Source organism: Streptomyces sp. 2131.1 (assembly GCF_900105515.1).
GTDB lineage: Bacteria > Actinomycetota > Actinomycetes > Streptomycetales > Streptomycetaceae > Streptomyces > Streptomyces drozdowiczii.
Map to the genome: position 1 here is coordinate 5,773,157 of NZ_FNSY01000001.1, position 24,150 is coordinate 5,797,306.

Here is a 24,150-nt window from a genome sequence, read left to right on the forward strand (position 1 = left end):
GTCGAGCCCCGGCCCGCCGTTCAGGCGGCGCCGGGGCTTCGTCACGCGGGAGGCGGGGCGGTGGAGCCGCGGGCGACCAGCCGCACCGGCAGGCTCCCCGGTTCGGCCGCCCGCCCGTCCAGGACGGCCAGCAGCGCCGCCATGCCCCGCTCGCCGACCTGCTCGGCCGGCAGCCGGACCGTGGTCAGCTCCGGCTCCACGGCCGTGGCCAGGGCCAGGTCGTCGAAGCCCGTGACGGAGACGTCGTCCGGCACCCGCAGCCCGAACCGCCGGGCGGCCTTGCACGCGCCCGCCGCCAGGATGTCGTCGTCGCAGACGATCGCGGTCGGCCGGTCCCCGGGCAGTCCGAGCGCGTGCTCCGCCGCGTCCCGCCCCGCCCGCACGTCCAGCGCCGCGCGCACCGTGCGCGTCTCTGCGCCGGGAACCCCGCGCAGCTCCTCGTGCAGGGCGTCCGCGCGGCAGGCGAAGGTCCAGGTGTCGACGGCCGAGGCGAGGTGGAGGAAGCGCCGGTGGCCGAGGGCGAGCAGATGGCGGGCCACCTGGCGCATCCCGTCCGCGATGTCGAGGTTGACCCGGGCGGCCGGCCCGGGGGCCGAGGGATCGCTGTCCAGCATGACGAGCGGGACGTCCGCCCCGTGCAGGGCGTCGAGCGCGTCGGCGGCCATGGACGAGGCGAGGACCCCGTCCAGGGCGGCGCGGGCCGACGGGAAGGGGTCGCGGGCGGGGCCGGTGCCGTCGGGGGAGGGGTACAGGACGACCCCGAAGCCGTGCTCGGCGGCGACCCCGGCGGCCCCCGTGTACACCCGGGCGAAGAACTCGTTGGTGAGGGCCGGAACGACCAGCAGCGCCGTCCTGGTGCGGCCGAGGCGCAGATTGCGGGCGGCGAGATTCGGCCGGTAGCCGAGGCCGCGGGCGGCGTCGCGCACCCGGCCGGCGGTGGACTCGGAGACCCTGCCCCGCCACTTGTCGCCGAGGACCAGCGAGACCGTGGCCTGGGAGACGCCTGCGGCCCGGGCCACGTCGCGGCTGGTGGGCCGGGGCGGGCCGGGTGGTGCTGGGCTGGTCACGCGGGCCTCCGGGCCGGTCGGGGCAGGCCCGTGAGGTGGACCTGCGGACGGGCTCATGGTACGTATGAACCTCGACGTTATACGTAAAACCTCGCAGGCCCGCACAGGCACCCGAGGGAGAGGGGCGGGACATGGCCGCGGGATACCTGGACATCCTCCGGGCTCGGCACGTCACCAGACTGCTGACCGGCACCCTGGTGGGACGGCTGCCCAACGGCACCGCGAGCATCGCCATCGTGCTGTTCGTCCGGTCCGAGGGCGGCAGCTACACCCTCGCGGGCGCGCTCGCGGCGGTGTGCGGGCTGGCCACGGCCGTGGGGCAGCCGCTGCTGGGCCGCGCGGTGGACCTGTACGGGCAGCCGCGCGTCCAACTGCCCGCCGCCGTCCTCTCCGCGCTCGGCATGTGCGTACTCGCCGTAGCGGGCTGCGACTCCCTGCCGGTGGCCTACGCGGCGGCGGCCGTCGGCGGTCTGTTCACGCCACCGCTGGAGGGCGGACTGCGGGCGCTGTGGCCCGACGTGCTGGGCGGCGAGGAACGGGTGCACCGGGCCTACGCCATGGACGCGGTCGCGCAGGAGGTCATGTTCACGGCCGGGCCGCTGCTCGTGACCCTGCTGGTGTCCCTCTGGTCGCCCGCCACGGCCCTGCTCGTCATCAACGTCATCGGGGTGCTCGGCGCGCTGTCCGTCGTACTCTCCGAACCCTCGCGGACCTGGCGCTCCGCCCCGCGCGAGGCGCACTGGCTGGGCGCGCTGCGCTCGCCCGGACTGCTGGCGCTGCTCGGCTCGTTCTTCTTCGTGGGCCTCGCGCTGGGCTCCATCAGCGTGGCGGGCATGGCGTACGCGGACGACCACGGCCGGGAGTCGGTCTACGGCTGGCTGATGGCGGCTCTCGGGCTCGGTGCCCTGGCAGGCGGGGTGGTGTACGGGGCGCGGCAGTGGGCCGGGGCGCCGGAGCGCCGGCTGCGGGTCGTCGTGGGGCTGCTCGCGCTGGGCTACCTGCCGCTGATGCTGACGCCCGGTCCGGTCGCCATGACCGTGCTGGCGGCCGTGGCGGGGGTGTTCCTCGCTCCGGCGATCGCGTGCTCGTTCATCGTCGTCGACCGGCACGCCCCGCGCGGCACGGTGACGGAGGCGTTCTCCTGGCTCGTGACGACCTTCGGCGTGGGCGCGGCCGTGGGGACCGCGGTGGCCGGTCCCGCCGTCGAACTGGGCGGGACGGTGTGGAGCTTCGCCGTCGCGGGGGCCGGTGGAGTGGCGGCGCTGCTGGTCCTCCTGGCCACCGGAAAGGTGCTCTCGGCTCCCGTCCGTACCGCCGTCGCGGTGCGAGGATCGGAAAATGATCGAAACGGGGCCGTCGAACCCGGTTTCAGCTCGGGCCATCAGGCGTAATGTTCAGTCATGGACCGCCGCATTTTCGGGCTGGAGAACGAGTACGGCGTCACGTGCACGTTCAGGGGACAGCGCCGACTGTCTCCTGATGAAGTGGCGCGCTACCTCTTCCGCCGTGTTGTGTCATGGGGCCGCAGCAGCAACGTCTTTCTGCGGAACGGCGCCCGCCTCTACCTCGACGTGGGATCGCATCCGGAATATGCAACCCCCGAATGCGACAACCTGACCGAACTGGTCACCCACGACAAGGCCGGCGAGCGCATTCTCGAAGGCCTGCTCGTCGACGCCGAACGCCGCCTGCACGAGGAGGGAATCGCCGGCGACGTCTATCTCTTCAAGAACAACACCGACTCTGCGGGAAACTCCTACGGATGCCATGAGAACTACCTCGTGGCCCGGCACGGAGAATTCTCCCGTCTCGCGGACATCCTCATTCCCTTCCTCGTCACCAGGCAGCTGATCTGCGGCGCCGGCAAGGTGCTCCAGACCCCGCGGGGCGCGGTCTACTGCGTCAGCCAGCGTGCCGAGCACATCTGGGAGGGCGTCAGCTCCGCGACGACGCGCTCCCGCCCGATCATCAACACCCGCGACGAACCGCACGCGGACGCGGAGCGCTACCGCCGCCTCCACGTCATCGTCGGCGACTCCAACATGTCCGAGACGACCATGCTGCTCAAGGTCGGCGCGACGGACCTGGTGCTCCGCATGATCGAGGCGGGCACGGTGATGCGCGACCTGACCCTGGAGAACCCGATCCGGGCGATCCGCGAGGTCAGCCACGACACCACCGGGCAGCGCAAGGTCCGCCTGGCCAGCGGCCGGGAGGCGTCGGCCATAGAGGTGCAGCGCGAGTACTACGAGAAGGCCGTGGACTTCGTCGACCGCCGCGGCATCCGTACGGGCAACGTGGAGCGCGTCCTCGAACTGTGGGGCCGCACGCTCGACGCGATCGAGGCCGAGGATCTCGACCGGATCGGCACCGAGATCGACTGGGTCATGAAGTACAAGCTCATCGAGCGGTACCGGGCCAAGCACAACATGACCATGTCCAATCCGCGGGTGGCGCAGATAGACCTCGCCTACCACGACATCCACCGCCGGCGAGGGCTCTACTACCTGCTGGAGCGCAAGGGCCAGGCCGCCCGCATCTGCAACGACCTGAAGATCTTCGAGGGCAAGTCGGTGCCCCCGCAGACGACCAGGGCACGGCTGCGCGGCGACTTCATCCGGCGTGCCCAGGAGCAGCGGCGGGACTTCACCGTCGACTGGGTCCACCTCAAGCTCAACGACCAGGCGCAGCGCACGGTGCTGTGCAAGGACCCGTTCCGGTCGGTGGACGACCGCGTGGAGAAGCTCATCGCGGGTATGTGAGCCGGCGCAGGATACGCCCCGGCACCCGGCGCGACTCGGGCCCCGTACGTTCCTCGTACGGGGCCCTTGCCACGGCCTAGAGTGGCGGGGTCCCGGAACCGCCCGGGGCGTGTCCCCCACATATGCCGTCTGAGATCTGAGGAACCAGTGCGCCGACTTGCCGGCCTTCTCGTCGTCCCCCTGCTGCTGTTGTCAGCGGCCTGCGGCAGCGACGACAAGGGCTCCGACTCCGCTTCCGCTTCCGCGTCCGCCCCCTCCAAGGGTGGTTTCCCCGCCATCACCGCGGGTGCGAAGTTCGGCGAGAAGCCCACCCTGGCCAAGGGCACGGGAACGCCGCCCAAGGAGCTGAAGACCAAGGTCATCAGCGAGGGTGACGGTGCGAAGCTCAAGAACGGCGACGTGACCCAGGTCAACTACCTCGGCCAGGCGTACGACTCCACCAAGCCGTTCGACAACAGCTTCGACCGCAAGCAGCCGTTCGACCTGACGCTCGGCGCGGGCATGGTCATCCAGGGCTGGGAGAAGGGCCTGGTCGGCCAGAAGGTCGGCAGCAGGGTCCAGCTCGTCATCCCGCCGGACCTCGGGTACGGCGCCCAGGGCCAGGGGGACATCAAGCCCAACGCCACCCTGGTCTTCGTCGTCGACATCCTGAAGGCCAAGCAGATTCCGGCCTCCGCCAAGGGCACCGCCGTCGCCCAGGACAACATGGACCTGCCCAAGGTCGGCACCAACACCGACGGCAAGGCGCCGAGCCTGACCATCCCCGGCAAGGTCGACCCGCCGAAGAAGCTCGTCTCCAACTACGTCCTGGAGTCCAAGGGCGACGTGGTCAAGGAGACCGACTCGGTCGTCGTGAACTACGTGGCCAAGCTCTGGAAGGACGGCAAGGAGTTCGACAACACCTACAAGACGGGCAAGACGGCCACCTTCCCGCTGGCCCAGGTCACCCTCAAGGGCCTGAAGGACGGCCTGGTCGGCAAGAAGATCGGCAGCCGGGTGCTGCTGGTCGTGCCGCCGGACCAGGGCCTCGGCGACAAGGAACAGTCGGGCGTCCCCGCCAACTCCACGCTGGTGTTCGCGGTGGACATCCTGACGAAGGTGTAAGACTGTCCCGGTTGCCCAGTTCATCAGTAAGAGGAGCAAGTCAGTGAGCATCGACAAGCCCGAGATCGACTTCCCGGGTGGCGAGCCGCCGGCCGATCTGGAGATCAAGGACATCTGGGAGGGCGACGGCGCCGAAGCCAAGGCCGGCCAGACCGTCTCCGTCCACTACGTCGGGGTCGCCTTCTCCACCGGCGAGGAGTTCGACGCCTCGTGGAACCGCGGCACCCCGCTGCAGTTCCAGCTCGGTGCCGGCCAGGTCATCCAGGGCTGGGACAAGGGCGTGCAGGGCATGAAGGTCGGCGGCCGTCGCCAGCTGACCATCCCCGCCCACCTCGCCTACGGTGACCGCGGTGCCGGCGGCGGCGCGATCGCCCCGGGCGAGACGCTGATCTTCGTCTGCGACCTGGTCGCCGTCTGATCCCGCGCGCGTAGCAGCAGCAGGGCCCGCACCGCGAGGTGCGGGCCCTCGCTTTTGCCCGGACACACCGGGGCGGTACGGTCGAGCGTCGTAGAGCACAAGGGAAAGGGCGTCGATGGCGATTGCCAAGGCCGAGCGGCTGATGAACCTGGCGCTGTGTCTGCTGGGCACCCGGCGCCCGCTCAGCAAGCGCGAACTGCGCGGCTCCATCGAGGCCTACCTCGAAGCGGCATCCGACGACGCCTTCAACCGGATGTTCGAGCGGGACAAGGACGACCTGCGCGAACTCGGCCTGGTCATCGAGACCGTCGAGAACCTGGACGGCGACACCGGCTACCTCGCCCGCCGCGACAGCAACCGGCTGCCCCCCATCACCCTGGACGCCGAGGAGGCCGCCGCGCTCGGCCTGGCCGCCAAGGTCTGGCAGCAGGCCCGTCTCGCCGGCGCCGCCAGTGGCGCCCTGCAGAAGCTGCGGGCGGCCGGGATGCCCGAGACCGAGGACGCCTACGAGGTGCACAGCGCCCTCGAACCGCGCATCCCCGTCCACGAGGCCGCCTTCGAACCCCTGATGCTGGCCTGCCGCGACCGGCGCCCGGTGACCTTCGACTACCGCAAGGCCAACGCCGCCCAGCCCGAGCAGCGCCAGGTCGAGCCGTGGACCCTGGAATGCTGGCGCGGCCACTGGTACCTGGCCGGATGGGACCGGGAGCGGGGCGCGGAGCGCGTCTTCCGGCTCTCCCGGATCACCGGCAAGGTCCGCTCCCGGGCCGGCGCCTTCACCGCCGAGGTGCCCGACGTCGTCACCGTCCGCGAGACCGTCGAGAGCTGGGCCGGCGAGACGGCCACCCGGACGGCCCTGATCAGGCTGCGCACCGACTCCGGCTACCCGCTGCGCGCCAGGGCCCTGTCGGTCCGGGAACTCGGGAACGGGTGGGAGGAGTTGGAGATCCCGTACGGACACGGCCTGGACGCCTGGCTCGTCGAGTTCGGCCCCGACGTCGTCGTCACCGGACCCGAGGACCTGCGGGCCGACGTGGTGGACCGGCTGCGCGCCGTGGCCAAGGACTGAGGGGGACCGTATTCATGGCCACGAACGCCATCGACCAGACGCGCCGGATGCTCTCCCTGGTGACGTATCTGCGTGAGCGCCCCGGCGCCCACGTCCAGGACGTCGCCAGGGCCTTCGGGATCACCGAGGACGAGCTGATCTCCGACCTCGACGTGCTGCCCATGTGCGGGACCAGCTTCCGGGGCGGCGACCTGCTCGACATCGACACGGACGGCGACCGCATCTGGTGGCACAACGCGGACGACGTCGCCGAACCGCTGCGGCTGGCCGCCGACGAGGCGACGGCCCTGCTGGTCGCCGCCCGCGCCGTGGCGACCCTGCCCGGGCTCCGCGAGAGCGACCGCCAGGCGCTGCTGCGCGCCACCGCCAAGCTGGAGACGGCCGCCGGCGAGGTGGGCGCGGCCAGCTCCCGGCTCTCGGTCACCTTCGAGTCCGAGGGCGGCGTCTTCGCCGAGGTGGACCGCGCGATCTCGGAGCGGCGCCGGCTCTGGCTGCGCTACTACTCGCCCGCCCGCGACGAACTCACCGAGCGTGAGGTGGACCCGATCCGGCTGTTCGCCGTCGGGCACACCTATATGGAGGCGTGGTGCCGCTCCTCCGAGGACCGGCGCACCTTCCGGCTCGACCGGGTCGCCGAGATCCGGCTGCTCGACGAGCCCGCCGCGCCGCCCGAGCTGGAGCTGCGGGACCTGTCGGCGGGGCTGGTCCAGCCCGCCGCCGAGGACCCGGAGGTCGTGATCGAGGTCGGCCCCGGCGGGCGCTGGGTCGCCGAATACTACCCGCACGACCGGGCCGAGGAACTGCCCGACGGCGGTCTGCGGATCAGCCTGCGCACCCCCGACCCGGCCTCGCTGCGCCGGCTTGCGCTGCGGCTCGGCGGGGAGGGGCGCATCGTCTCGCCCCCGGAGCTCGCCGAGAGCGCGCGGGACGCGGCCCGTGCGGCGCTCGCCGCGTACGACGGCGCGGCCTGAAGGGACGGCTGAGGAGACGATGGGGAACCTGTCCGCGCTGCCCGGCCTCGCCCCGGTGCCCACCGTGCCGGTGCCGGAGTCGGCGCGCTTCAAGGCCGCCTGCCCCGACTGCCGCGCCCGGTTCGAGCTCGCGGCCGGGGAGTTCCGGCTCGTGGTCGGCGCCACCAGCCGCACCACGTTCTACTCCTTCACCTGCCCCGAGTGCGCCGCGGGCGTCCGCAAGCCGGCGGGGGAGCGGATAGTGGAACTCCTCACCGACGGCGGCGTACGCACGCTGCGCCTGCACACCGGCTCCTGAGAGGTTCTGCGCATGTTCTGGCCCATGCTCGCCATCGCCCTGGGATTTCTCGGAATCGCCGTGCTCGGCGTGCTGGCCATCAAGGTGTTCGTCGAAGCCCAGCGCCTCGGCCGCCAGGTGACCCGCACCACGGAGCGCATCAACCGCGCCGCCGACGACCTGGAGCGCGCGGCCACCCGCCTCGCCGCCACCGGCGAGTCCCTGCCGTAGGGCAGCCCGCAGGACGCGGCCTCCAGTTTCCGGGGCACGAGGGGTACGCTGCTGCAGACGGCCCAGGCGGGGAGGTACGGGCCGCTATCGAAAGTACGCACGGGCATTGCCTCGCGTTTACTCCCGCGGGTTACGATCGCTGCCGACGAATGGTCGGATGTGTATCCGGCACTCAAGGGCAGCGAGCCCACCTCCAGCCGCCTCAGGTAGAAGGAAGCACATCATGGGCAATCTGAAGCCTCTCGAGATCGTTCTGATCATCGCTGTCATCCTGCTGTTGTTCGGCGCCAAGAAGCTTCCCGACATGGCTCGTTCGCTCGGCAAGTCGGCCCGCATCCTCAAGAGCGAGGCCAAGGCCATGAAGAAGGACGACGAGCCGACGGCCCCCGCCACCACGGACGCCCCCGCCGACGCCCCGCAGGCAGCCGCCCGTACGATCCAGGCCGCGCCCGGCGACGTCACCAGCTCCCGCCCGGTGAGCGAAGCGAAGCCCACCACCCAGAGCTGACCGCGCTGACGGACGCATCCGTCAGCCGCCGCACGAGACGAGGGAAGTGGGTTGCTCAAGTCTGCCCGCAAGCAGGAGAAGGACAGCGAGGGGCGGATGCCTCTCGCTGATCACCTGCGAGAGTTGCGTAACCGACTGCTGATCGCGGTCCTCGCGATCATCGTGATCACCTCGGTCACGGCCTTCTTCTACAAAGACCTGATCGACTTCCTGATCCGCCCGATCCTGGAGTCGGTCGGCTGCGCCAACGGCGAGAAGACCCAGGCCAACGGCCACCCTTGCGCCGAGATGACGGTGAACGGTCTGGTCGCCCCGTTCTCCATCGCCCTCAAGGTCTCCCTCATGGCGGGCGTGGTGTTCTCCACCCCGGTCTGGCTCTACCAGCTGTGGGCGTTCCTCGCCCCCGGCCTGCACAAGCACGAGAAGCGGTACGCGCTCGGCTTCGTCGGCTGCGGTGTGCCGCTGTTCCTGGCGGGCGCCGCCCTCGCCTACAAGCTGATGCCGAAGACCGCCGAGGTGCTGCTCGACTTCACCCCGGCCAATACGACGAACCTGCTGCCCGTCGACGACTACCTCAACATCATCACGCGCATGGTGATCGTGTTCGGCCTCGCCTTCGAGCTGCCGCTGCTGCTCATCCTGCTCAACTTCACCGGCGTGCTCACCGCCAAGCGGCTGGCCTCCTGGTGGCGCGCCATGGTCATGGGCATCACGATCTTCGCCGCTGTGGCGACCCCGACCGGCGACCCGCTCACGATGATCACACTGGCCGCGCCCATCGTGCTGCTGTACTTCATCGCGCTCGGCATCTGCCTGGCCAACGACAAGCGCCGCAAGCGCAACAACCCGGACGCCGAACTCGACGACGACGAGGCCTCGCAGCTCGACCTCACCCCCGAGGACATCGGCGACATGGAGCAGGTGTCGGCGTCGCCCACGGTGCCCGGTCAGGCCGACGGAGGACGGGACGGCGGGCGGTCGTCGCTGCGCGACGGTTACGACGACATCACCTGACCTTGTAGGGTCCCCGGGTGACCAGCGAGATCACCCTCTTCGTCAATCCCACCGCGGGACGCGGCCGGGGCGCGCGAGCCGCGCAGCCGGCCGCTTCCGCGTTGCGGGAGGCCGGCTTCTCCGTACGCACCGTCCTCGGCGAGGACGCCGATGACGCGCTGCGCCGGGCGCGCGAGGCGGTGGCTGCGGGGACCGGGGCGCTCATAGCCGTCGGCGGGGACGGACTGATGTCCCTGGCCCTCCAGGCGGTCGCCGGGACGCTCACCCCGCTCGGCGTCGTCGCGGTGGGGACCGGCAACGACTTCGCGCGCGCCCTGGGCCTGCCGATACGCGACCCGGAGGCGGCGGGGCGGCTCGCCGCCGACGCGCTCAAGGGCCGGGCGCCGGTGCGCGAGATCGACCTCGGCCGGGTCGGGGAGCGCTGGTTCGGCTCCGTGCTCGCCTCCGGGTTCGACTCCCGGGTCAACGACCGGGGCAACCGGATGCGCTGGGGCGGCCGCTTCAAGTACGACCTGGCGATCCTCGCCGAACTCGCCGCCTTCGAGCCGGTCACGTACCGCATGACCCTCGACGACGGGCCCGCGCGCGAGATCCGGGCGACGCTCGTGGCGGTCGGCAACGGAACGTCGTACGGCGGCGGCATGCGGATGTGCGCCGACGCGGACATGGGCGACGGGCTCTTCGACATCACGGTGGTCGGCGAGTGCAGCCGTACGACCCTGCTCAAGGTCTTCCCCCGGGTGTACAAGGGGACGCACCTCAGCCACCCCGTCGTCACCGTCCACCGGGCCTCCTCGGTCACCCTCGAAGCCGTCGGCGTCACCGCGTACGCGGACGGCGAACCCCTCGGCGCGCTCCCGCTGACCGCCACCTGCGTACCGAAGGCGGTACGGGTTCTCGGAGCCCGGACCACAAGCGATTAAAGATCGCGTCACTGTCGGAGGCGGCGGGTAGGCTCGTGGACAAGATGACAGAGGACCTCTCACCAGCTGAGCGCTACCAGGCTTCCCGGCTCCGGGCGGCCGAGCAGGCGACCGCTCTCGGGCCGTTCCGCCAGATGTACGACTTCGCTCTCGACCCGTACCAGATCGAGGCGTGCAAGGCGCTGGAGGCCGGGAAGGGCGTGCTCGTCGCGGCCCCGACCGGCTCGGGCAAGACGATCGTCGGCGAGTTCGCCGTGCACCTCGCCCTGGAGCAGGGCCGCAAGTGCTTCTACACCACGCCGATCAAGGCGCTGTCGAACCAGAAGTTCGCCGATCTCGTCCGCCGCTACGGCCCCGACAAGGTCGGCCTGCTCACCGGTGACAACAGCGTCAACGCGGACGCCCCGGTCGTCGTCATGACCACCGAGGTCCTGCGGAACATGCTCTACGCCGGCTCCCAGGCGCTGAACGGCCTCGGATACGTGGTCATGGACGAGGTGCACTACCTCTCCGACCGCTTCCGGGGCGCCGTCTGGGAAGAGGTGATCATTCACTTGCCCGCCTCCGTCACCCTGGTCTCCCTGTCGGCGACCGTGTCCAACGCGGAGGAGTTCGGCGACTGGCTGGACACCGTGCGCGGCGACACCGAGGTGATCGTCTCCGAGCAGCGGCCCGTCCCGCTCTGGCAGCACGTGCTGGCCGGACGCCGGATGTACGACCTCTTCGAGGAGGAGAGCGACCACGGCGGCCGGGGCGTCGGCCGCCGCGAGGTCAACCCCGACCTCGTCCGCCTGGCCCGGATGGAGAACCAGCGCGGGTACAACCCGCGCGAGCGCCGGCGCGGCAAGATGGTGCGCGAGGCGGACCGCGAGCGCGAGCGGCGCCAGCGCAGCCGGATCTGGACCCCGTCCCGCCCCGAGGTCATCGACCGGCTGGACGCCGAGGGGCTCCTCCCCGCGATCACGTTCATCTTCAGCCGGGCCGCCTGCGAGGCCGCCGTACAGCAGTGCCTGCACGCCGGGCTCCGGCTCAACGACGAGGACAAGCGCCGCCTCGTGCGGGAGATCGTCGAGGAGCGCACGGCGACCATCCCGCCCGAGGACCTGCACGTCCTCGGGTACTACGAGTGGCTGGAGGGCCTGGAGCGGGGCATCGCCGCGCACCACGCCGGGATGCTCCCGAGGTTCAAGGAGATCGTCGAGGAGCTGTTCGTCCGGGGCCTGGTCAAGGCCGTCTTCGCCACCGAGACGCTCGCCCTCGGCATCAACATGCCCGCCCGCTCGGTGGTCCTGGAGAAGCTCGTCAAGTGGAACGGCGAGCAGCACGCCGACATCACCCCCGGCGAGTACACCCAGCTCACCGGCCGGGCCGGGCGGCGCGGGATCGACGTCGAGGGCCACGCCGTGGTGCTCTGGCAGCGCGGCATGGACCCCGGCGCCCTGGCCGGACTCGCCGGCACACGCACGTATCCGCTGCGCTCCAGCTTCCGGCCGTCGTACAACATGGCCGTCAACCTCGTCGAGCAGTTCGGGCGGCACCGCTCGCGCGAACTCCTCGAGACCTCCTTCGCGCAGTTCCAGGCGGACCGGTCGGTGGTCGGGATCTCCCGCCAGGTCCAGCGCAACGAGGAGGGTCTGGAGGGCTACCGCGAGGGCATGACCTGCCATCTCGGCGACTTCGAGGAGTACGCGCGGCTGCGCCGCGACCTCAAGGACCGCGAGACGGAGCTGGCCAAGCAGGGCGCGTCCCAGCGGCGGGCCGCCGCCGCGGCGTCCCTGGAGAAGCTGAAGCCCGGCGACGTCATCCATGTGCCGACCGGTAAGTTCGCCGGTCTCGCGCTCGTCCTCGACCCCGGCCTGCCGGCCGGGCGCACCAACGGGTACGGGCACCGGGGCATGGAGTACCACGACGGGCCCCGCCCGCTGGTGCTGACGGCCGAGCGCCAGGTGAAACGGCTCGCCTCGATCGACTTCCCGGTGCCGGTGGAGGCCGTGGAGCGGATGCGGGTGCCCAAGTCGTTCAACGCGCGCTCGCCGCAGTCCCGCCGGGACCTGGCCTCCGCGCTGCGGTCCAAGGCCGGGCACATCGTCCCGGACCGCCACCGCCGGGGGCGCGCCCCCGCCGCCGACGACCGCGAGATCGCCCGCCTGCGGTCCGAACTGCGCGCCCACCCGTGCCACGGGTGCGACGAGCGCGAGGACCACGCCCGGTGGGCCGAGCGCTTCCACCGGCTGCAGCGCGACACCCGGCAGCTGGAGCGCCGCATCGAGGGGCGCACCAACACCATCGCCCGTACCTTCGACCGGATCGTCGCCCTGCTCACCGAGCTGGACTACCTGCGCGGCAGCGAGGTCACCGAGCACGGGCGGCGGCTGGCCCGGCTCTACGGCGAGCTCGACCTGCTGGCGAGCGAGTGCCTGCGGGCCGGTGTCTGGGAGGGGCTGAATCCGGCGGAGCTCGCCGCGTGCGTCTCCGCGCTGGTGTACGAGGCGCGGCAGGCGGACGACGCGGTGGCGCCGAAGCTGCCGTCGGGGCCCGCGCGGACGGCGCTCGGCGAGATGGTCCGCATCTGGGGGCGGCTCGACGCCCTGGAGGAGGACTTCAAGATCAACCAGGCGGAGGGCGTCGGCCAGCGCGAGCCCGACCTCGGCTTCGCGTGGGCGGTCTACATGTGGGCGTCCGGCCGTCCGCTGGACGAGGTGCTGCGCGAGGCGGACATGCCGGCGGGCGACTTCGTGCGCTGGTGCAAGCAGGTCATCGACGTGCTGGGCCAGGTGGCCGCCGCCGCGCCGCGCGAGGACAGCACGGTCGCGCGGAACGCCCGCAAGGCGGTCGACGAGGTGCTGCACGGCGTGGTGGCGTACAGCTCCCTCGGCTGAGCGGGGACGGCGCCCGGGTACACGGAAGCCGGCCGGACGTGCCGTCCGGCCGGCATTCGTGCGGGGTTCCCTTCCCCGGGGTGGCCGGTCAGGACTTGGCGCCCCGGCTCATCTTCATCGACGCGCCCGCGCAGACCAGTCCCAGCAGGACCGCGAGACCGCCGATGATGACGTTGTTCAGTACGACTCCGGTGTCCGGACTGCTGCCGACCACCCAGGGCGAGATGATCATCCAGGCACCCATGGCGCAGATCGCCCAGCTCAGGCCGTACATCCGCTGCGGCATCGCGGTGAACCCGAGTCCGAGCACGGCGATGGCTATGCCCATGACCAGGTTGTGCGTCACCAGAGCGGACTGCGACGTCGTGAAGTGCAGGACCCACGGCGACACGGCGCAGTAGAGGCCGACCAGAAAGACCGGCGCGTCGACGAGCGCCACGTCGCGGCCGCCCATCATGCGCGCGTACCGGTCGCTCATTTCCGATACATCGGGGTGTCCGGCCATGTCGTGGCCGGCATGCGAGACGTTCGACATCAGTTTCGTCTCCTTCGGGTCGTGCGGACCCGGTCACCGCCACAGCGGGAAGTGGCCCGCAATGCCCATTCTGCTCTTATCCGTCGCTTATGTGTAGGTTCAAGGCGGTCGGATCTCCGCAGGATGCGCACCGGACCGGAGCCCTCGCGGTGGGCGTGGCGCCCACCGCGAGGAAATCCGCTACGCGGCGGGCGGCATGAGCACCGTGTCGACGATGTAGACCGTCGCGTTGGCGGTGGGGACGTTGCCGCAGACGACCTTCGACGAGTCGTTCACGGTGTACGTCACGTCCGAGCCGGATGTCTTCAGCTCGCCCTTCTCCAGCGTCTCGAAGGAGCCCTTCTCCAGCTGCTTCGGCGTCAGCTTCTGGCCCACCACGTGGTACGTGAGGACCTTGGTGAGCGCGTCCTTGTCGGCGAGCAGCTTGTCCAGGTCCTCCTTCGGGACCTTGGCGAAGGCGTCGTTGGTCGGGGCGAACACGGTGATGTTCTGCGCGTTGTTCAGGGTGTCCACCAGGCCGGCCTTCTTGACCGCGGTGACCAGGGTGGACAGCGCCGGGTTGTTCGAGGCCGCCGTGGCGACCGGGTCCTTCGCCATGCCGTTGAAGGAACCCGCGCCGCTCTTCGGGACCGACGCACAGGCCGGGCCGAAGGGCTCGTCCATGTCCATGGACTTCTCGGCGGAGGGTGAGGACGGGGCCTTCGCGGAGCTGGCGCTCGACCCGGCCGCGCTGTCCTTGGAGTCGTCGGAGCAGGCCGTCAGGGCCAGCGGCAGGACGAGCGCGGCGGAGAGCGCGACGGCGGCGCGGCGGGCGTGGATGACCTTCATGGTGTTCTCCTGTTTGGGTAATCGAATGACTGCGTAAGGTAGTTGGTCCGGGGTGCGGGCGGCCCGGGCGGGCGGCACGCGGGCCGGGGGGAGGCGGCGGGGCCGCGCCGGTCAGGACACGTCGACCACCACCGAGTGCCATCCGGTCGCGCCGTCGGGCACGGTGCCGACGCGGTTGCCGGTCTGGACGGTGCCGGTGGAGTCCGTCGCGCGGACCTCCAGGGTGTGGCTGCCGGGGGTGGCGGGCCACTCCCACACCCACTGGCGCCAGGTGTCCCTGCCGTCCTGGGCGGCCAGCCGCGCCGGGTGCCACGGCCCCTCGTCCACCCGGACCTCGACCCGCGTGATCCCGCGGTGCTGGGCCCAGGCGACCCCGGCGACCGGCACGGTGCCGGCCTTCGGGGAGGCGAAGGGGCGCGGGGTGTCGATGCGGGCCTGGGTCTTGATGGGCGCACGCCGGGACCAGGTCCGCTTCACCCAGTACGCGTCGTACGCGTCGAAGGTGGTGAGCTCGATGTCCTTGATCCACTTGCATGCCGACACGTACCCGTACAGGCCGGGTACGACCATCCGGACCGGGAAGCCGTGCGCGAAGGGCAGCGGCTCGCCGTTCATGCCGAAGGCGAGCAGGGCCTCGCGGCCGTCCATGACGTCCTCGACCGGTGTGCCGATCGTCATGCCGTCCACCGAACGCGCCACGAGCTGATCGGCCGGTCCGCCCTCCGACGGAGGCCGCACGCCCGCCTCCCGCAACAGGTCGGCCAGACGCACGCCCAGCCACCGGGCGTTGCCGACGTACGGCCCGCCCACCTCGTTGGAGACGCAGGTCAGCGTGATGTCGCGCTCGACGGCTTTACGGTGCATCAGGTCCCGCAAGTCGAGCGTCACCGGCCGGGACACGCCCTTGCCGTGGATCCGCAGCCGCCAGGGCTCGGCGTCCACCCTCGGCACGACCAGGGCCGTGTCGACGCGGTAGAAGTCCTTGTTGGGTGTGACGAAGGGACCCAGCCCCCGGACCCCGAGATCCGCACCGGCCGGCACGGCGGGGGCGGGCGACGCGGGCACGGGGAGCTTCAGATCGCGCCGGGACGCCTCGGCCCCGGCCTGCACGGCCGAGGTGAGCCGCCGCCCCAGCAGCCCGGCCCCGGCCGAGACCACCGCCGCGGCGCTCGCCGCGAGGACGAACCCGCGCCGGTCGAAGCCGGTCGCGGCCCCTTCCCCCGAGGAGGGGGCCGCGACCGGGGACAGCCGTCCGGCCAGGAGATACAGCACCCCCGCGGCCAGCACGGCGCCCACCACGGAGGGCAGGGCGTCGGAGACCTGCCCCTCGGGCCGCCCGATCGCCGCCACCGCCCCGACCGCGCCGAAGACCAGCACGGCCGCAGACCCGGCGATCCGATGGCGGAGCGTCAGCAGCCCGACGGCCACGGCGAACAGCGCCAGGATCACCAGGATGCCGAGCTCCAGGACCAGCTTGTCGTTGGTCCCGAAGTTCCGTACGGCGAAGTCCTTCAGCGCCGGGGGGGTGCGGTCGATCACCGCACCGCCCACCGCCGTGACCGGACCCGCCTCGGGGCGCACCAGCGCCGCCACCAGCTCGGCGACCGCCAGGGCGCAGAACCCGGCGATGACGCCGCCGAGCGCGGCGCAGGCCGCACGCACCCAGCGGGACCGCCGGGGCACGACGGCCCCGCTCTCCGGATCGTTCCGATCTTCACTCACGACGGGGATTCGGTGCCGGGCTGCCAGCGGATTGGTCTGTCACCCGATCGGATGAACGCGGGGTTCCGCCAATCCGGCCAACGGCCGGCAACGAATCACTTCCAAAGAGGCATCCGCCGCCCTCCGTCCCCGGGGCAGGCGTCGGGGCCGGTCCGGAAGGAGCGCAATGAGCGACAGGCGGCGACGCACGGCCGTCGTGGGCAGCGGGGTGGCGGGGCTGACGGCCGCCCACATCCTGTGCAGGGCCCACGACGTGACGCTGTTCGAGGCGGACGACCGGGTGGGCGGCCACGCGCACACCCACGACCTGTCCGGTGCCGACGGCCGCGTCCACCACGTCGACTCCGGCTTCATCGTGCACAACCGGCGCACCTACCCGCACCTGCTGCGGCTCTTCGCGGAACTCGGCGTCCCCACGCAGGAGTCGGAGATGAGCATGTCCGTCCGGTGCGAGGGATGCGGCCTGGAGTACGCGGGGGCCCGCGGCCCGGCCGGTCTCCTCGCCCGCCCGGCCTCGTTCCGCGACCCCGCCTATCCCCGGATGCTCGCCGCCGTGCCCCGCTTCCACCGGCTGGCCCGGAGGCTGCTGCGGGACGGTGGACCGGACGCGGACACGCTGACCCTGGGGGAGTTCGCCGCGCGCGGCCGCTTCTCGCCGTACTTCACCGCGCACTTCCTGACGCCCGTGGTCGCGGCGGTCTGGTCCTGCGACCCGGTGACCGCGATGCGCTACCCGGCCCGCTACCTCTTCCGCTTCCTCGACCACCACGGCATGCTCGCGATCGGCGGCTCCCCGGTCTGGCGGACCGTCACCGGAGGCTCCCGCGCCTATGTGGAGCGCGTGACCAAGAAACTGGACGCCGTCCGCACCGCCACCCCGGTCCGCAGCGTCCGCCGGCACGCCGACGGCGTCGAGGTCACCACCGAGGACGGCACCGCCGAACCCTTCGACCACGTCGTCGTCGCCACCCACCCCGACCAGGCCCTCCGCCTCCTCGCCGACCCCACCGACGACGAGACCCGCACCCTGGGCGCCTTCCGCTACTCCCGCAACGCGACCCTGCTGCACACCGACACCCGGCTGCTGCCCGGTGCGCCCGGCGCCCGCGCCTCCTGGAACTACCTGATGCCCGACTGCGCCGCCGACGCCTCCCACGTCACCGTCAGCTACGACATGAACCGGCTCCAGCGCCTCGACGCCCCGGAGACCTTCGTCGTCACGCTGAACGGGGCCGACCGCGTCGCCCCCGGCCTCGTCCGCGCCCGCATGGTCTACGAACACCCCGTCTACACCCCGGAGTCCGTGGCCGCCCAGGCCCGGCTGCCCGCACTGTCCGGGCCGGTGACCGCCTACGCGGGCGCCTACCACGGCTGGGGCTTCCACGAGGACGGCTGCCGCTCCGGCGCCGACGCCGCGGCGGCCCTGGGGGTGGACTGGTGAACGCCCTCTACCCGTGCACGATCTCCCACATACGGACCGCGCCCACCCGGTACGCCTTCCACCACCGCACCTACCTGTGGCTGACGGACCCCGACGGGCCCCCGTCGCTCCCGCGCGGCCTGCGCTTCCTCGCCCGCTTCGACGCCCGCGACCACTTCGGCGGCACCGCCCCCACCGTCCGCGCCGGCCTCGCCCGCTTCCTGGCCGCCCGGGGCATCGACCTCGCCGACGGCACCGTCCTCATGCTGAGCCAGGCCCGGGTCCTCGGCCACGTCTTCAACCCGCTGACCGTCTACTGGTGCCGGCGCGCCGACGGCACCCCGCTGTGCACGGTCGCCGAGGTGCACAACACGTACGGCGAACGCCACTGCTACCTGCTGCGCCCCGACGACCGGGGGCGGTCGGTCACCAGCAAGGAGTTCTACGTATCGCCGTTCTTCGGCACCGACGGCGAGTACTGGATGCGGCTGCCGGAACCGGGCCCGGAGCTGCGGCTGACGGTCCGCCTGGAGCGTGCCGGCACCCGCCCGTTCACGGCCACCGTCCGGGGTGAGCGGCGCCCGGCGACCGCCGGCGTCCTGCTCGGGCTCGCCCTGCGCCACCCCTGGTCCACGGCCGTCGTCTCGGCCGCCATCCGGCTGCACGGCATCCGGCTCTACCTGCGCGGGCTGCCCGTCCGGCCCCGCCCCCACCACCGCACCCAGGAAGGCATGCGATGAGCGCCTCCACGTTCCGTACCCCGTCCGTGCCCGCCCCCCGTGCCACGGAGGCGCGGGCCATCGACCCGGCGCGCTGGCCGGACGTCGTGGCCCTGCCCCGCGCCTCACGGCTGCGGACGGCCGTCGCCGAGCGGGTCGTCCGCCGCGCCCTGGCCCGGCTGCCGCTGCGCGTCCGGATCGCCGGGCTGGAGGACATCGGGCTCGGCGGGCCGCTGATGGACGTCCGCGACCCCGACGCCTTCTTCCGCAGGATCGGCGCGAGCGGCCTCATCGGCTTCGGCGAGTCCTACATGGCCCGCGAATGGGACGCGCCCGACCCCGTCGGCGTGCTGACCGTCCTGGCCGGGCACGTCGCCACCCTCATCCCGCAGCCCCTGCAACGGCTGCGCGGAGTGTGGGCGCGTCGCAGGCCCGAGGCCCAGACCGGGACCCGCGACGGCGCCCGGGCCAACATCAGCCACCACTACGACCTGTCCAACGAGCTGTTCGCGCTCTTCCTCGACGAGACCCTCAGCTACTCCTCGGCGCTATTCCGCGGCTTCCCCGCCGAACCCGCCCTGCTGCCCGCCGCCCAGCACCGCAAGATCGACCGGCTGCTCGACCTCGCCGCCATCGGCCCCGGCACCCGGCTCCTGGAGATCGGCACCGGCTGGGGCGAACTCGCCCTGCGCGCCGCGGACCGCGGCGCCCACGTCGTCTCCGTCACCCTCTCCCGGGAGCAGCGGGAGCTGGCCCTGCGGCGGATCGCCGCGGCCGGTCACGCGGACCGGGTGGACGTCCGGCTGTGCGACTACCGGGAGATCGACGGGACGTACGACGCGATCGTCAGCGTCGAGATGATCGAGGCCGTCGGCGCGGAGTTCTGGCCCGCCTACTTCCGCGCCCTCGACCGGCTGCTCGCCCCCGGCGGCCGGATCGCCCTCCAGGCCATCACCATGCCCGACGACCGCATGCGGGCGGGCCGGTCCACCTTCACCTGGATCCACAAGTACATCTTCCCGGGCGGTCAACTCCCGTCCACGGAGGCCATCGACCGGGTCACCGCCGACCACACCGGGCTGCGCGTGCAGCGCTCCGACGGCTTCGGCACGCACTACGCCGAGACGCTCCGGCTCTGGCGCGAACGGTTCACCGCCGAGGCCGGGCAGGTCGACGCGCTCGGCTTCGACGACACCTTCCGCCGCATGTGGACCTTCTACCTCGCCTACTCCGAAGCGGGCTTCCGCTCCGGCTACCTCGATGTGCGGCAACTGCTGCTGACCCGTCAGGAACAGGAAACGGCATGACACTCACCGACAAGCGCCCCGCCCACGGGGCCGCCCAGCGCGTCGAACCCCTCGTCGAGCAGTTCCTCGGGGGCCGGCTCCCGGTCAGGCTGCGCATGTGGGACGGCAGCGAGACCGGCGCCGCCGACGGCCCCCTGATCCACGTCCGGACCCGCCGCGCCCTGCGCCGCCTCCTGTGGGAGCCGGGGGAACTCGGCCTGGCGGAGGCGTACATCACCGGCGACATCGACATCGAGGGCGACCTCGCCGACGGCCTGCGCGCCGTGCACCGCGCCGTGCGCGAGCGCGGACTCGCCGCGCCCCGCCCCCGCCTCGCCGACCGGCTGCGCGCCGCCGGCACCGCCGTGCGCCTCGGCGCGGCCGGGCCCCGGCCGCCCGTGCCCGCGGCCCGGGCCACCGGGCTCGACGGCGCCCTGCACAGCAAGGCCCGCGACCGGGCCGCGATCAGCCACCACTACGACCTCTCCAACGCCTTCTACGCCCTCCTCCTCGACGAGACGATGGCGTACTCCTGCGGCTACTGGACCAGCGACGAACCCGGCTACGGCCCCGCCGACGCGCAGCGCGACAAGCTGGAGCTGATCTGCGGGAAGCTGGGGCTGCGCCCCGGTGCGCGACTGCTGGACATCGGCTGCGGCTGGGGCTCGCTGACCCTGTACGCGGCCCAGCGGCACGGCGTCCGGGTCACCGCGGTCACCCTCGCCGCCGAGCAGGCCGCGTACGTGCGCGAGCAGGTGGCCGAACGCGGACTGGCGGACCTGGTCGAGGTGCGCTGCTGCGACTACCGCGACATCGCGGCCGCTCCGGACCACGAGGGAGGCTACGACGCGGTGTCCACCATCGAGATGGGCGAGCACGTCGGGGACGCCCAGTACCCGGCCTTCGCGGCGACCCTGCACGGCATGGTCCGCCCGCGCGGCCGGGTGCTCGTCCAGCAGATGTCGCGCGGGCGGGACGCACCGGGCGGCGGCGCGTTCATCGAGGCGTACATCGCGCCCGACATGCACATGCGCCCGCTCGGCGAGACGGTCGGGCTGCTGGAGGGCGCCGGGCTCGAGGTGCGCGACGTCCACGGGCTGCGGGAGCACTACGTCCGGACCGTCGACGCCTGGCGCCGGACCCTGGAGGAGAACGAGGCACGGTTCACGGACCTGGTCGGCGAGGAGACCGTACGGGTGTGGCGGCTGTATCTGGCAGGCGGCGCCCTCGCCTTCGCGGAGCGGCGGATGGGCGTGGACCAGATCCTCGCCGTACGGCCCGCCGGTGACGGGGAGTCGGGGATACCGGACACCCGTGACGGGCTGCGCGCGGGTCCGGCCGGGGGCGCGTCATGAGCGGCTTCGCCTGGGAGGCGTTCGCGCGGGGCCTCGCGCCCTGCGCGGGCGCCGCCCTGCTCGTCCTGCTGGTGGCGTTCTCGGTCGGAGTGCGCCGGGGCATGCACCGGGGCGTGGACGTCGCCTGGGGCCTGGGCTTCGCCGCCGTCGCCCTCGTCTCGTACGGACTGTCGGCGGGGGAGGGGGAGGGGGAGACCACGCGCCGGCTGCTCGTCACGGTGCTCACCGCGCTCTGGGGGCTGCGCCTGGGGTGGCACATCGCCCGGCGCGGCCGGGGCCACGGCGAGGACCCGCGCTACGGGAAGATGCTTGCGAAGGCGCCCGGCAACCCGGACCTGTACGCCCTGCGGAAGGTCTATCTGCTCCAGGGCGCCCTGGTCTGGCTGATCTCGCTCCCCGTACAGGCGGCCGGATACGTCATCGGACCGGTGAACGCCCTCGCCTGGGCCGGGACCGCGCTCTGGGTGGTCGGGATGTTCTTCGAGGCCGTCGGCGACCACCAACTGGCCCGGTTCAAGGCCGATTCCCGCAACCGGGGGAGGATCATGGACCGGGGGCTGTGGTCCTGGACCCGGCACCCCAACTACTTCGGGGACTTCTGCGTCTGGTGGGGCCTGTTCCTGATCGTCTGCCAGGCCCCGGCGGCCGCGGCCGCCACGCTGGTGGCGCCGGCTCTGATGACGTATCTGCTCATCGGCGGCAGCGGCAAGGCCCTCCTGGAACGGCACATGGCCGACCGCCCCGGCTTCGCCGCGTACGCCGCACGCACCAGCGGCTTCTTCCCGCGCCCGCCGCGCCGGGACTGAACCGTGTGCCCGGGGGACCGCTCCCGGGCACACGCCGCCTCACGCCGGCAGCTTCATCAGCGCCAGCGGGTCCGAGGTGGGCCGCGCCGAGCCGCCCGCCGGTTCCACGGTGATGCCCATGCCCGTCGCCCCGTCCACGGGACCGTCGAGCAGTGTCGTGTACGTCGTCGAGGACGGGCCCGAGGCCTGCATCAGGCCCGCCGAGCGCATCGTGCCGCCGTCGTCGAACCACAGCTGGTACACCTTGCCGCTCGGTGCGTCGGCCAGCCCGGTCGCCAGGAACACCGCCCGGTCCTCGCTCCGGGAGACCACCACCGTGCCCTGCGCCCCGTCCTCCAGCGTGCCGGACGAGGTCTTGGCGTCGGGGGCGGCCAGCACCCGGGCCACCTGATCGGCCTGGCGCCGGGTGGCGTCCGCCTGCTGCCGGGCCTCCCGTGCCTCCTGGTGCTGCCACACGGCGATCCCGCCGAGGCCCACCGCTCCGGCCAGGCAGGCGGCGAGCGCGAGCCGGGACCATCTCGCGGCCCCGGACCGCCGGTCCGACGTACGTCCGCGGCGGGAGACGGACGGCGGCTCCTGGCGTACGGTCGTGATCTCCCGCAGCACCCGCTCCCGCAGCTCCCGGGGGGCCGGCGCGGCGGCGGCCAGACCGAGCCGCGTCGCGGTCTCGGAGAGCTCGCGCACCTCGACGGAGCACGCGTCGCAGTCGCCGAGGTGCCGTTCGAAGTCGCGGCGTTCCGTGTCCGGCAGGGCGTGCAGGGCGTAGGCGCCCGTCAGTGTGTGCAGTCCGGCGTCGGTCATGAGCTCACCCCCAGGCAGTCGCGCATCCGGATCAGCCCGTCGCGCAGTCGAGTCTTGATCGTGCCGAGCGGCACCGCGAGGAGTTCGGCCACCTCGCGATAGGTCAGCCCCCGGTAGTACGCCAGGGTGACGGACTCCCGCTGGAGTTCGGAGAGTGTCCGCATGCAGCGGCGCACCTGCTCGCGCTCCAGCCGGGTCTCGACCTGTTCGGTGACCTCGTCGAAGGCGGGCGTGCGGTCGAGGAGTGCGGCCTTGTGCTCGCGGGCGGCCGACGCCTGGGCGGAGCGGACCCGGTCGACGGCGCGGCGGTGGGCCAGGGTCAGCACCCAGTTCATGGCGCTGCCCCGGGCCGCCTGGAAGCGGGACGCGGTGCGCCACACCTCCACGAGGACCTCCTGGGCGACCTCCTCCGACTGGGCGGGATCGCGCAGCACTCCGCGTACGAGCCCGAGCACCGGGCCGCTCACCGCGTCGTAGACCTGGGCGAAGGCGTCCTGGTCGCCCCGGGCGACCCTTCCCATCAGCTCCTGGAGATCCGGCCCCGCCGAGGCCGTTCCGCTGATGTACACGGCTTCTTTCACGCGGAGGTCCCTTCGGTGGTCATCGCTCTCCGGAAGTGATTCGGAGCCGGTGACCGGGCGGATTGGCCGGAAGCGGCAGATCTTGTCACGAGCTGACGGCCGCGCGGACCGTTCGGAATTCGCGATACATCGTGGTTGACGTGTTTTCGGGAATCGAGATATGTTCGCCCACGAATATTCGGTGACGGAGTGAGGGGGGTGTGGGCGCGATGGCCAAGCGGCGCAAGCTCGGCAATCCGCTGGCGCTCACGGTGATGGTCCTGCTCGCCGAGCGGTCCATGCATCCGTACGAGATCGCGCAGACCCTCCGCAGGCGCGGCAAGCAGCACAGCGTCAAGATCAACTTCGGCTCGCTCTACACCGTCGTCCAGAACCTGGAGAAGCACGGGTACGTCGAGGTGGCGGGCGTACAGCGGCAGGGCAACCGCCCCGAGCGCACGCTGTACGGCATCACCGAGGCGGGGCGCGCCGAGATGCTGGACTGGCTCTCCGACCTGATCGCGGTGCCGGCCGAGGAGTACCCCGCCTTCGACACCGCTCTCGCCCTGGTCCCCGTACTGCCGCCCGACGAGGTGAACGAACTCCTCGGGGACCGCGAACAGGCACAGTCGATGCAGGCGGCGGCGCTGCGCGGGGTGCTGGGACAGCTCGGGGACTCGCTGCCCCGCGTCTTCGTCGTGGAGACGGAGTACCAGCTCCACATGCTGGAGGCGCAGGTGGAGTGGATCGCCAAGTTCCGGAAGGAGATCGGCGACGCCACCATCAGCGGCATCGAGGAGTGGAAGTCGTTCCATGAGACCGGCGAGGTCCCGCAGGACTGGCAGGACCTCGACGAGCAGAGCTAGGCACAGAGGAGAAGACCCCGGCGGGGCTG

At 72.2% G+C, this 24,150-nt stretch carries 24 protein-coding genes; 18 read left to right on the forward strand and 6 right to left on the reverse strand.

The genetic code is table 11. From position 1 onward, the window contains the following. Positions 1-41 precede the first annotated feature (41 nt). Complete coding sequence (locus tag BLW14_RS25990; protein WP_177154099.1) at positions 42-1,067, reverse strand: LacI family DNA-binding transcriptional regulator; 1,026 nt, start codon at positions 1,065-1,067, stop codon at positions 42-44. 131 nt (positions 1,068-1,198) lie between these two features. Here BLW14_RS25990 and BLW14_RS25995 point away from each other — a divergent pair, with 131 nt between their 5' ends. The 12 genes from BLW14_RS25995 to BLW14_RS26050 all read left to right on the forward strand — a co-directional run bounded on the left by BLW14_RS25995 (position 1,199) and on the right by BLW14_RS26050 (position 13,223). Further along, positions 1,199-2,458 (forward strand): MFS transporter, encoded by a 1,260-nt coding sequence (locus BLW14_RS25995; RefSeq protein WP_093709592.1) that lies wholly within the window; start codon positions 1,199-1,201, stop codon positions 2,456-2,458. A gap of 9 nt (positions 2,459-2,467) precedes the next feature. Further along, a complete protein-coding gene (gene pafA, locus BLW14_RS26000; RefSeq protein WP_026242784.1) occupies positions 2,468-3,829 on the forward strand; it encodes a Pup--protein ligase in 1,362 nt (453 codons plus the stop codon). 147 nt (positions 3,830-3,976) lie between these two features. Next, entirely contained in the window at positions 3,977-4,933 is a 957-nt protein-coding gene (locus BLW14_RS26005; RefSeq protein WP_093709593.1) for an FKBP-type peptidyl-prolyl cis-trans isomerase, read from the forward strand. 43 nt (positions 4,934-4,976) lie between these two features. Further along, positions 4,977-5,351, forward strand: a complete 375-nt coding sequence (locus tag BLW14_RS26010) for an FKBP-type peptidyl-prolyl cis-trans isomerase (RefSeq protein WP_093709594.1) — start codon at positions 4,977-4,979, stop codon at positions 5,349-5,351. Positions 5,352-5,466: 115 nt separating this feature from the next. After that, positions 5,467-6,420: a helix-turn-helix transcriptional regulator gene (locus tag BLW14_RS26015; RefSeq protein ID WP_093709595.1), complete on the forward strand. Its 954-nt coding sequence runs from the start codon at positions 5,467-5,469 to the stop codon at positions 6,418-6,420. Positions 6,421-6,434: 14 nt separating this feature from the next. Further along, entirely contained in the window at positions 6,435-7,391 is a 957-nt protein-coding gene (locus BLW14_RS26020) for a helix-turn-helix transcriptional regulator (RefSeq protein ID WP_018524089.1), read from the forward strand. Between the two features lie 19 nt (positions 7,392-7,410). Further along, entirely contained in the window at positions 7,411-7,689 is a 279-nt protein-coding gene (locus BLW14_RS26025; RefSeq protein ID WP_093709596.1) for a hypothetical protein, read from the forward strand. 12 nt (positions 7,690-7,701) lie between these two features. Beyond that, positions 7,702-7,899, forward strand: coding sequence for a hypothetical protein (locus BLW14_RS26030; RefSeq protein WP_093709597.1), 198 nt, complete (start codon positions 7,702-7,704; stop codon positions 7,897-7,899). A 220-nt stretch (positions 7,900-8,119) separates the two neighbouring features. Continuing rightward, the gene (tatA, locus tag BLW14_RS26035) at positions 8,120-8,407 is read left to right on the forward strand and encodes a Sec-independent protein translocase subunit TatA (RefSeq protein ID WP_026171600.1); all 288 of its coding nucleotides are present in this window, start codon (positions 8,120-8,122) and stop codon (positions 8,405-8,407) included. Positions 8,408-8,458: 51 nt separating this feature from the next. Beyond that, positions 8,459-9,421: a twin-arginine translocase subunit TatC gene (tatC, locus tag BLW14_RS26040; RefSeq protein ID WP_093709598.1), complete on the forward strand. Its 963-nt coding sequence runs from the start codon at positions 8,459-8,461 to the stop codon at positions 9,419-9,421. Positions 9,422-9,438: 17 nt separating this feature from the next. After that, the gene (locus tag BLW14_RS26045; RefSeq protein WP_093709599.1) at positions 9,439-10,344 is read left to right on the forward strand and encodes a diacylglycerol kinase; all 906 of its coding nucleotides are present in this window, start codon (positions 9,439-9,441) and stop codon (positions 10,342-10,344) included. 44 nt (positions 10,345-10,388) lie between these two features. After that, positions 10,389-13,223: a DEAD/DEAH box helicase gene (locus BLW14_RS26050; protein ID WP_093710849.1), complete on the forward strand. Its 2,835-nt coding sequence runs from the start codon at positions 10,389-10,391 to the stop codon at positions 13,221-13,223. Positions 13,224-13,311: 88 nt separating this feature from the next. On the opposite strand, the gene BLW14_RS26055 is transcribed toward BLW14_RS26050, so the two are convergent. The 3 genes from BLW14_RS26055 to BLW14_RS26065 form a co-directional block, all read right to left on the reverse strand. Further along, positions 13,312-13,758 carry an SPW repeat protein gene (locus BLW14_RS26055; RefSeq protein ID WP_224756393.1) on the reverse strand — a complete coding sequence of 149 codons (447 nt, stop codon included), beginning with the start codon at positions 13,756-13,758 and terminating at the stop codon, positions 13,312-13,314. 180 nt (positions 13,759-13,938) lie between these two features. After that, positions 13,939-14,586 (reverse strand): fasciclin domain-containing protein, encoded by a 648-nt coding sequence (locus tag BLW14_RS26060; RefSeq protein WP_093709600.1) that lies wholly within the window; start codon positions 14,584-14,586, stop codon positions 13,939-13,941. 111 nt (positions 14,587-14,697) lie between these two features. After that, positions 14,698-16,248, reverse strand: coding sequence for a molybdopterin-dependent oxidoreductase (locus BLW14_RS26065; RefSeq protein WP_093709601.1), 1,551 nt, complete (start codon positions 16,246-16,248; stop codon positions 14,698-14,700). Between the two features lie 226 nt (positions 16,249-16,474). Here BLW14_RS26065 and BLW14_RS26070 point away from each other — a divergent pair, with 226 nt between their 5' ends. From BLW14_RS26070 to BLW14_RS26090, 5 genes are read left to right on the forward strand one after another with little or no spacing between them, the layout of a single operon-like run. After that, positions 16,475-17,749, forward strand: a complete 1,275-nt coding sequence (locus BLW14_RS26070) for an NAD(P)/FAD-dependent oxidoreductase (RefSeq protein ID WP_093709602.1) — start codon at positions 16,475-16,477, stop codon at positions 17,747-17,749. Further along, positions 17,746-18,468, forward strand: a complete 723-nt coding sequence (locus BLW14_RS26075; protein WP_093709603.1) for a DUF1365 domain-containing protein — start codon at positions 17,746-17,748, stop codon at positions 18,466-18,468. Before BLW14_RS26070 ends, BLW14_RS26075 begins: the two co-directional genes overlap by 4 nt. Beyond that, positions 18,465-19,754 (forward strand): SAM-dependent methyltransferase, encoded by a 1,290-nt coding sequence (locus tag BLW14_RS26080; protein ID WP_093709604.1) that lies wholly within the window; start codon positions 18,465-18,467, stop codon positions 19,752-19,754. Before BLW14_RS26075 ends, BLW14_RS26080 begins: the two co-directional genes overlap by 4 nt. Further along, on the forward strand, positions 19,751-21,088 hold the full coding sequence (locus tag BLW14_RS26085; RefSeq protein ID WP_093709605.1) for an SAM-dependent methyltransferase: 1,338 nt from the start codon (positions 19,751-19,753) through the stop codon (positions 21,086-21,088). Before BLW14_RS26080 ends, BLW14_RS26085 begins: the two co-directional genes overlap by 4 nt. Further along, the gene (locus BLW14_RS26090) at positions 21,085-21,894 is read left to right on the forward strand and encodes a DUF1295 domain-containing protein (RefSeq protein ID WP_093709606.1); all 810 of its coding nucleotides are present in this window, start codon (positions 21,085-21,087) and stop codon (positions 21,892-21,894) included. The genes BLW14_RS26085 and BLW14_RS26090 overlap by 4 nt, the downstream gene beginning before the upstream one ends. A gap of 39 nt (positions 21,895-21,933) precedes the next feature. Here BLW14_RS26090 and BLW14_RS26095 read toward each other — a convergent pair whose 3' ends face one another. After that, positions 21,934-22,695, reverse strand: a complete 762-nt coding sequence (locus BLW14_RS26095) for an anti-sigma factor (RefSeq protein ID WP_093709607.1) — start codon at positions 22,693-22,695, stop codon at positions 21,934-21,936. Further along, the gene (locus BLW14_RS26100) at positions 22,692-23,276 is read right to left on the reverse strand and encodes a sigma-70 family RNA polymerase sigma factor (protein ID WP_093709608.1); all 585 of its coding nucleotides are present in this window, start codon (positions 23,274-23,276) and stop codon (positions 22,692-22,694) included. Before BLW14_RS26100 ends, BLW14_RS26095 begins: the two co-directional genes overlap by 4 nt. 209 nt (positions 23,277-23,485) lie before the next feature. Between BLW14_RS26100 and BLW14_RS26105 the strand changes: the two genes are divergently transcribed. Then, positions 23,486-24,121 carry a PadR family transcriptional regulator gene (locus BLW14_RS26105; RefSeq protein ID WP_093710850.1) on the forward strand — a complete coding sequence of 212 codons (636 nt, stop codon included), beginning with the start codon at positions 23,486-23,488 and terminating at the stop codon, positions 24,119-24,121. Positions 24,122-24,150: the final 29 nt, after the last annotated feature.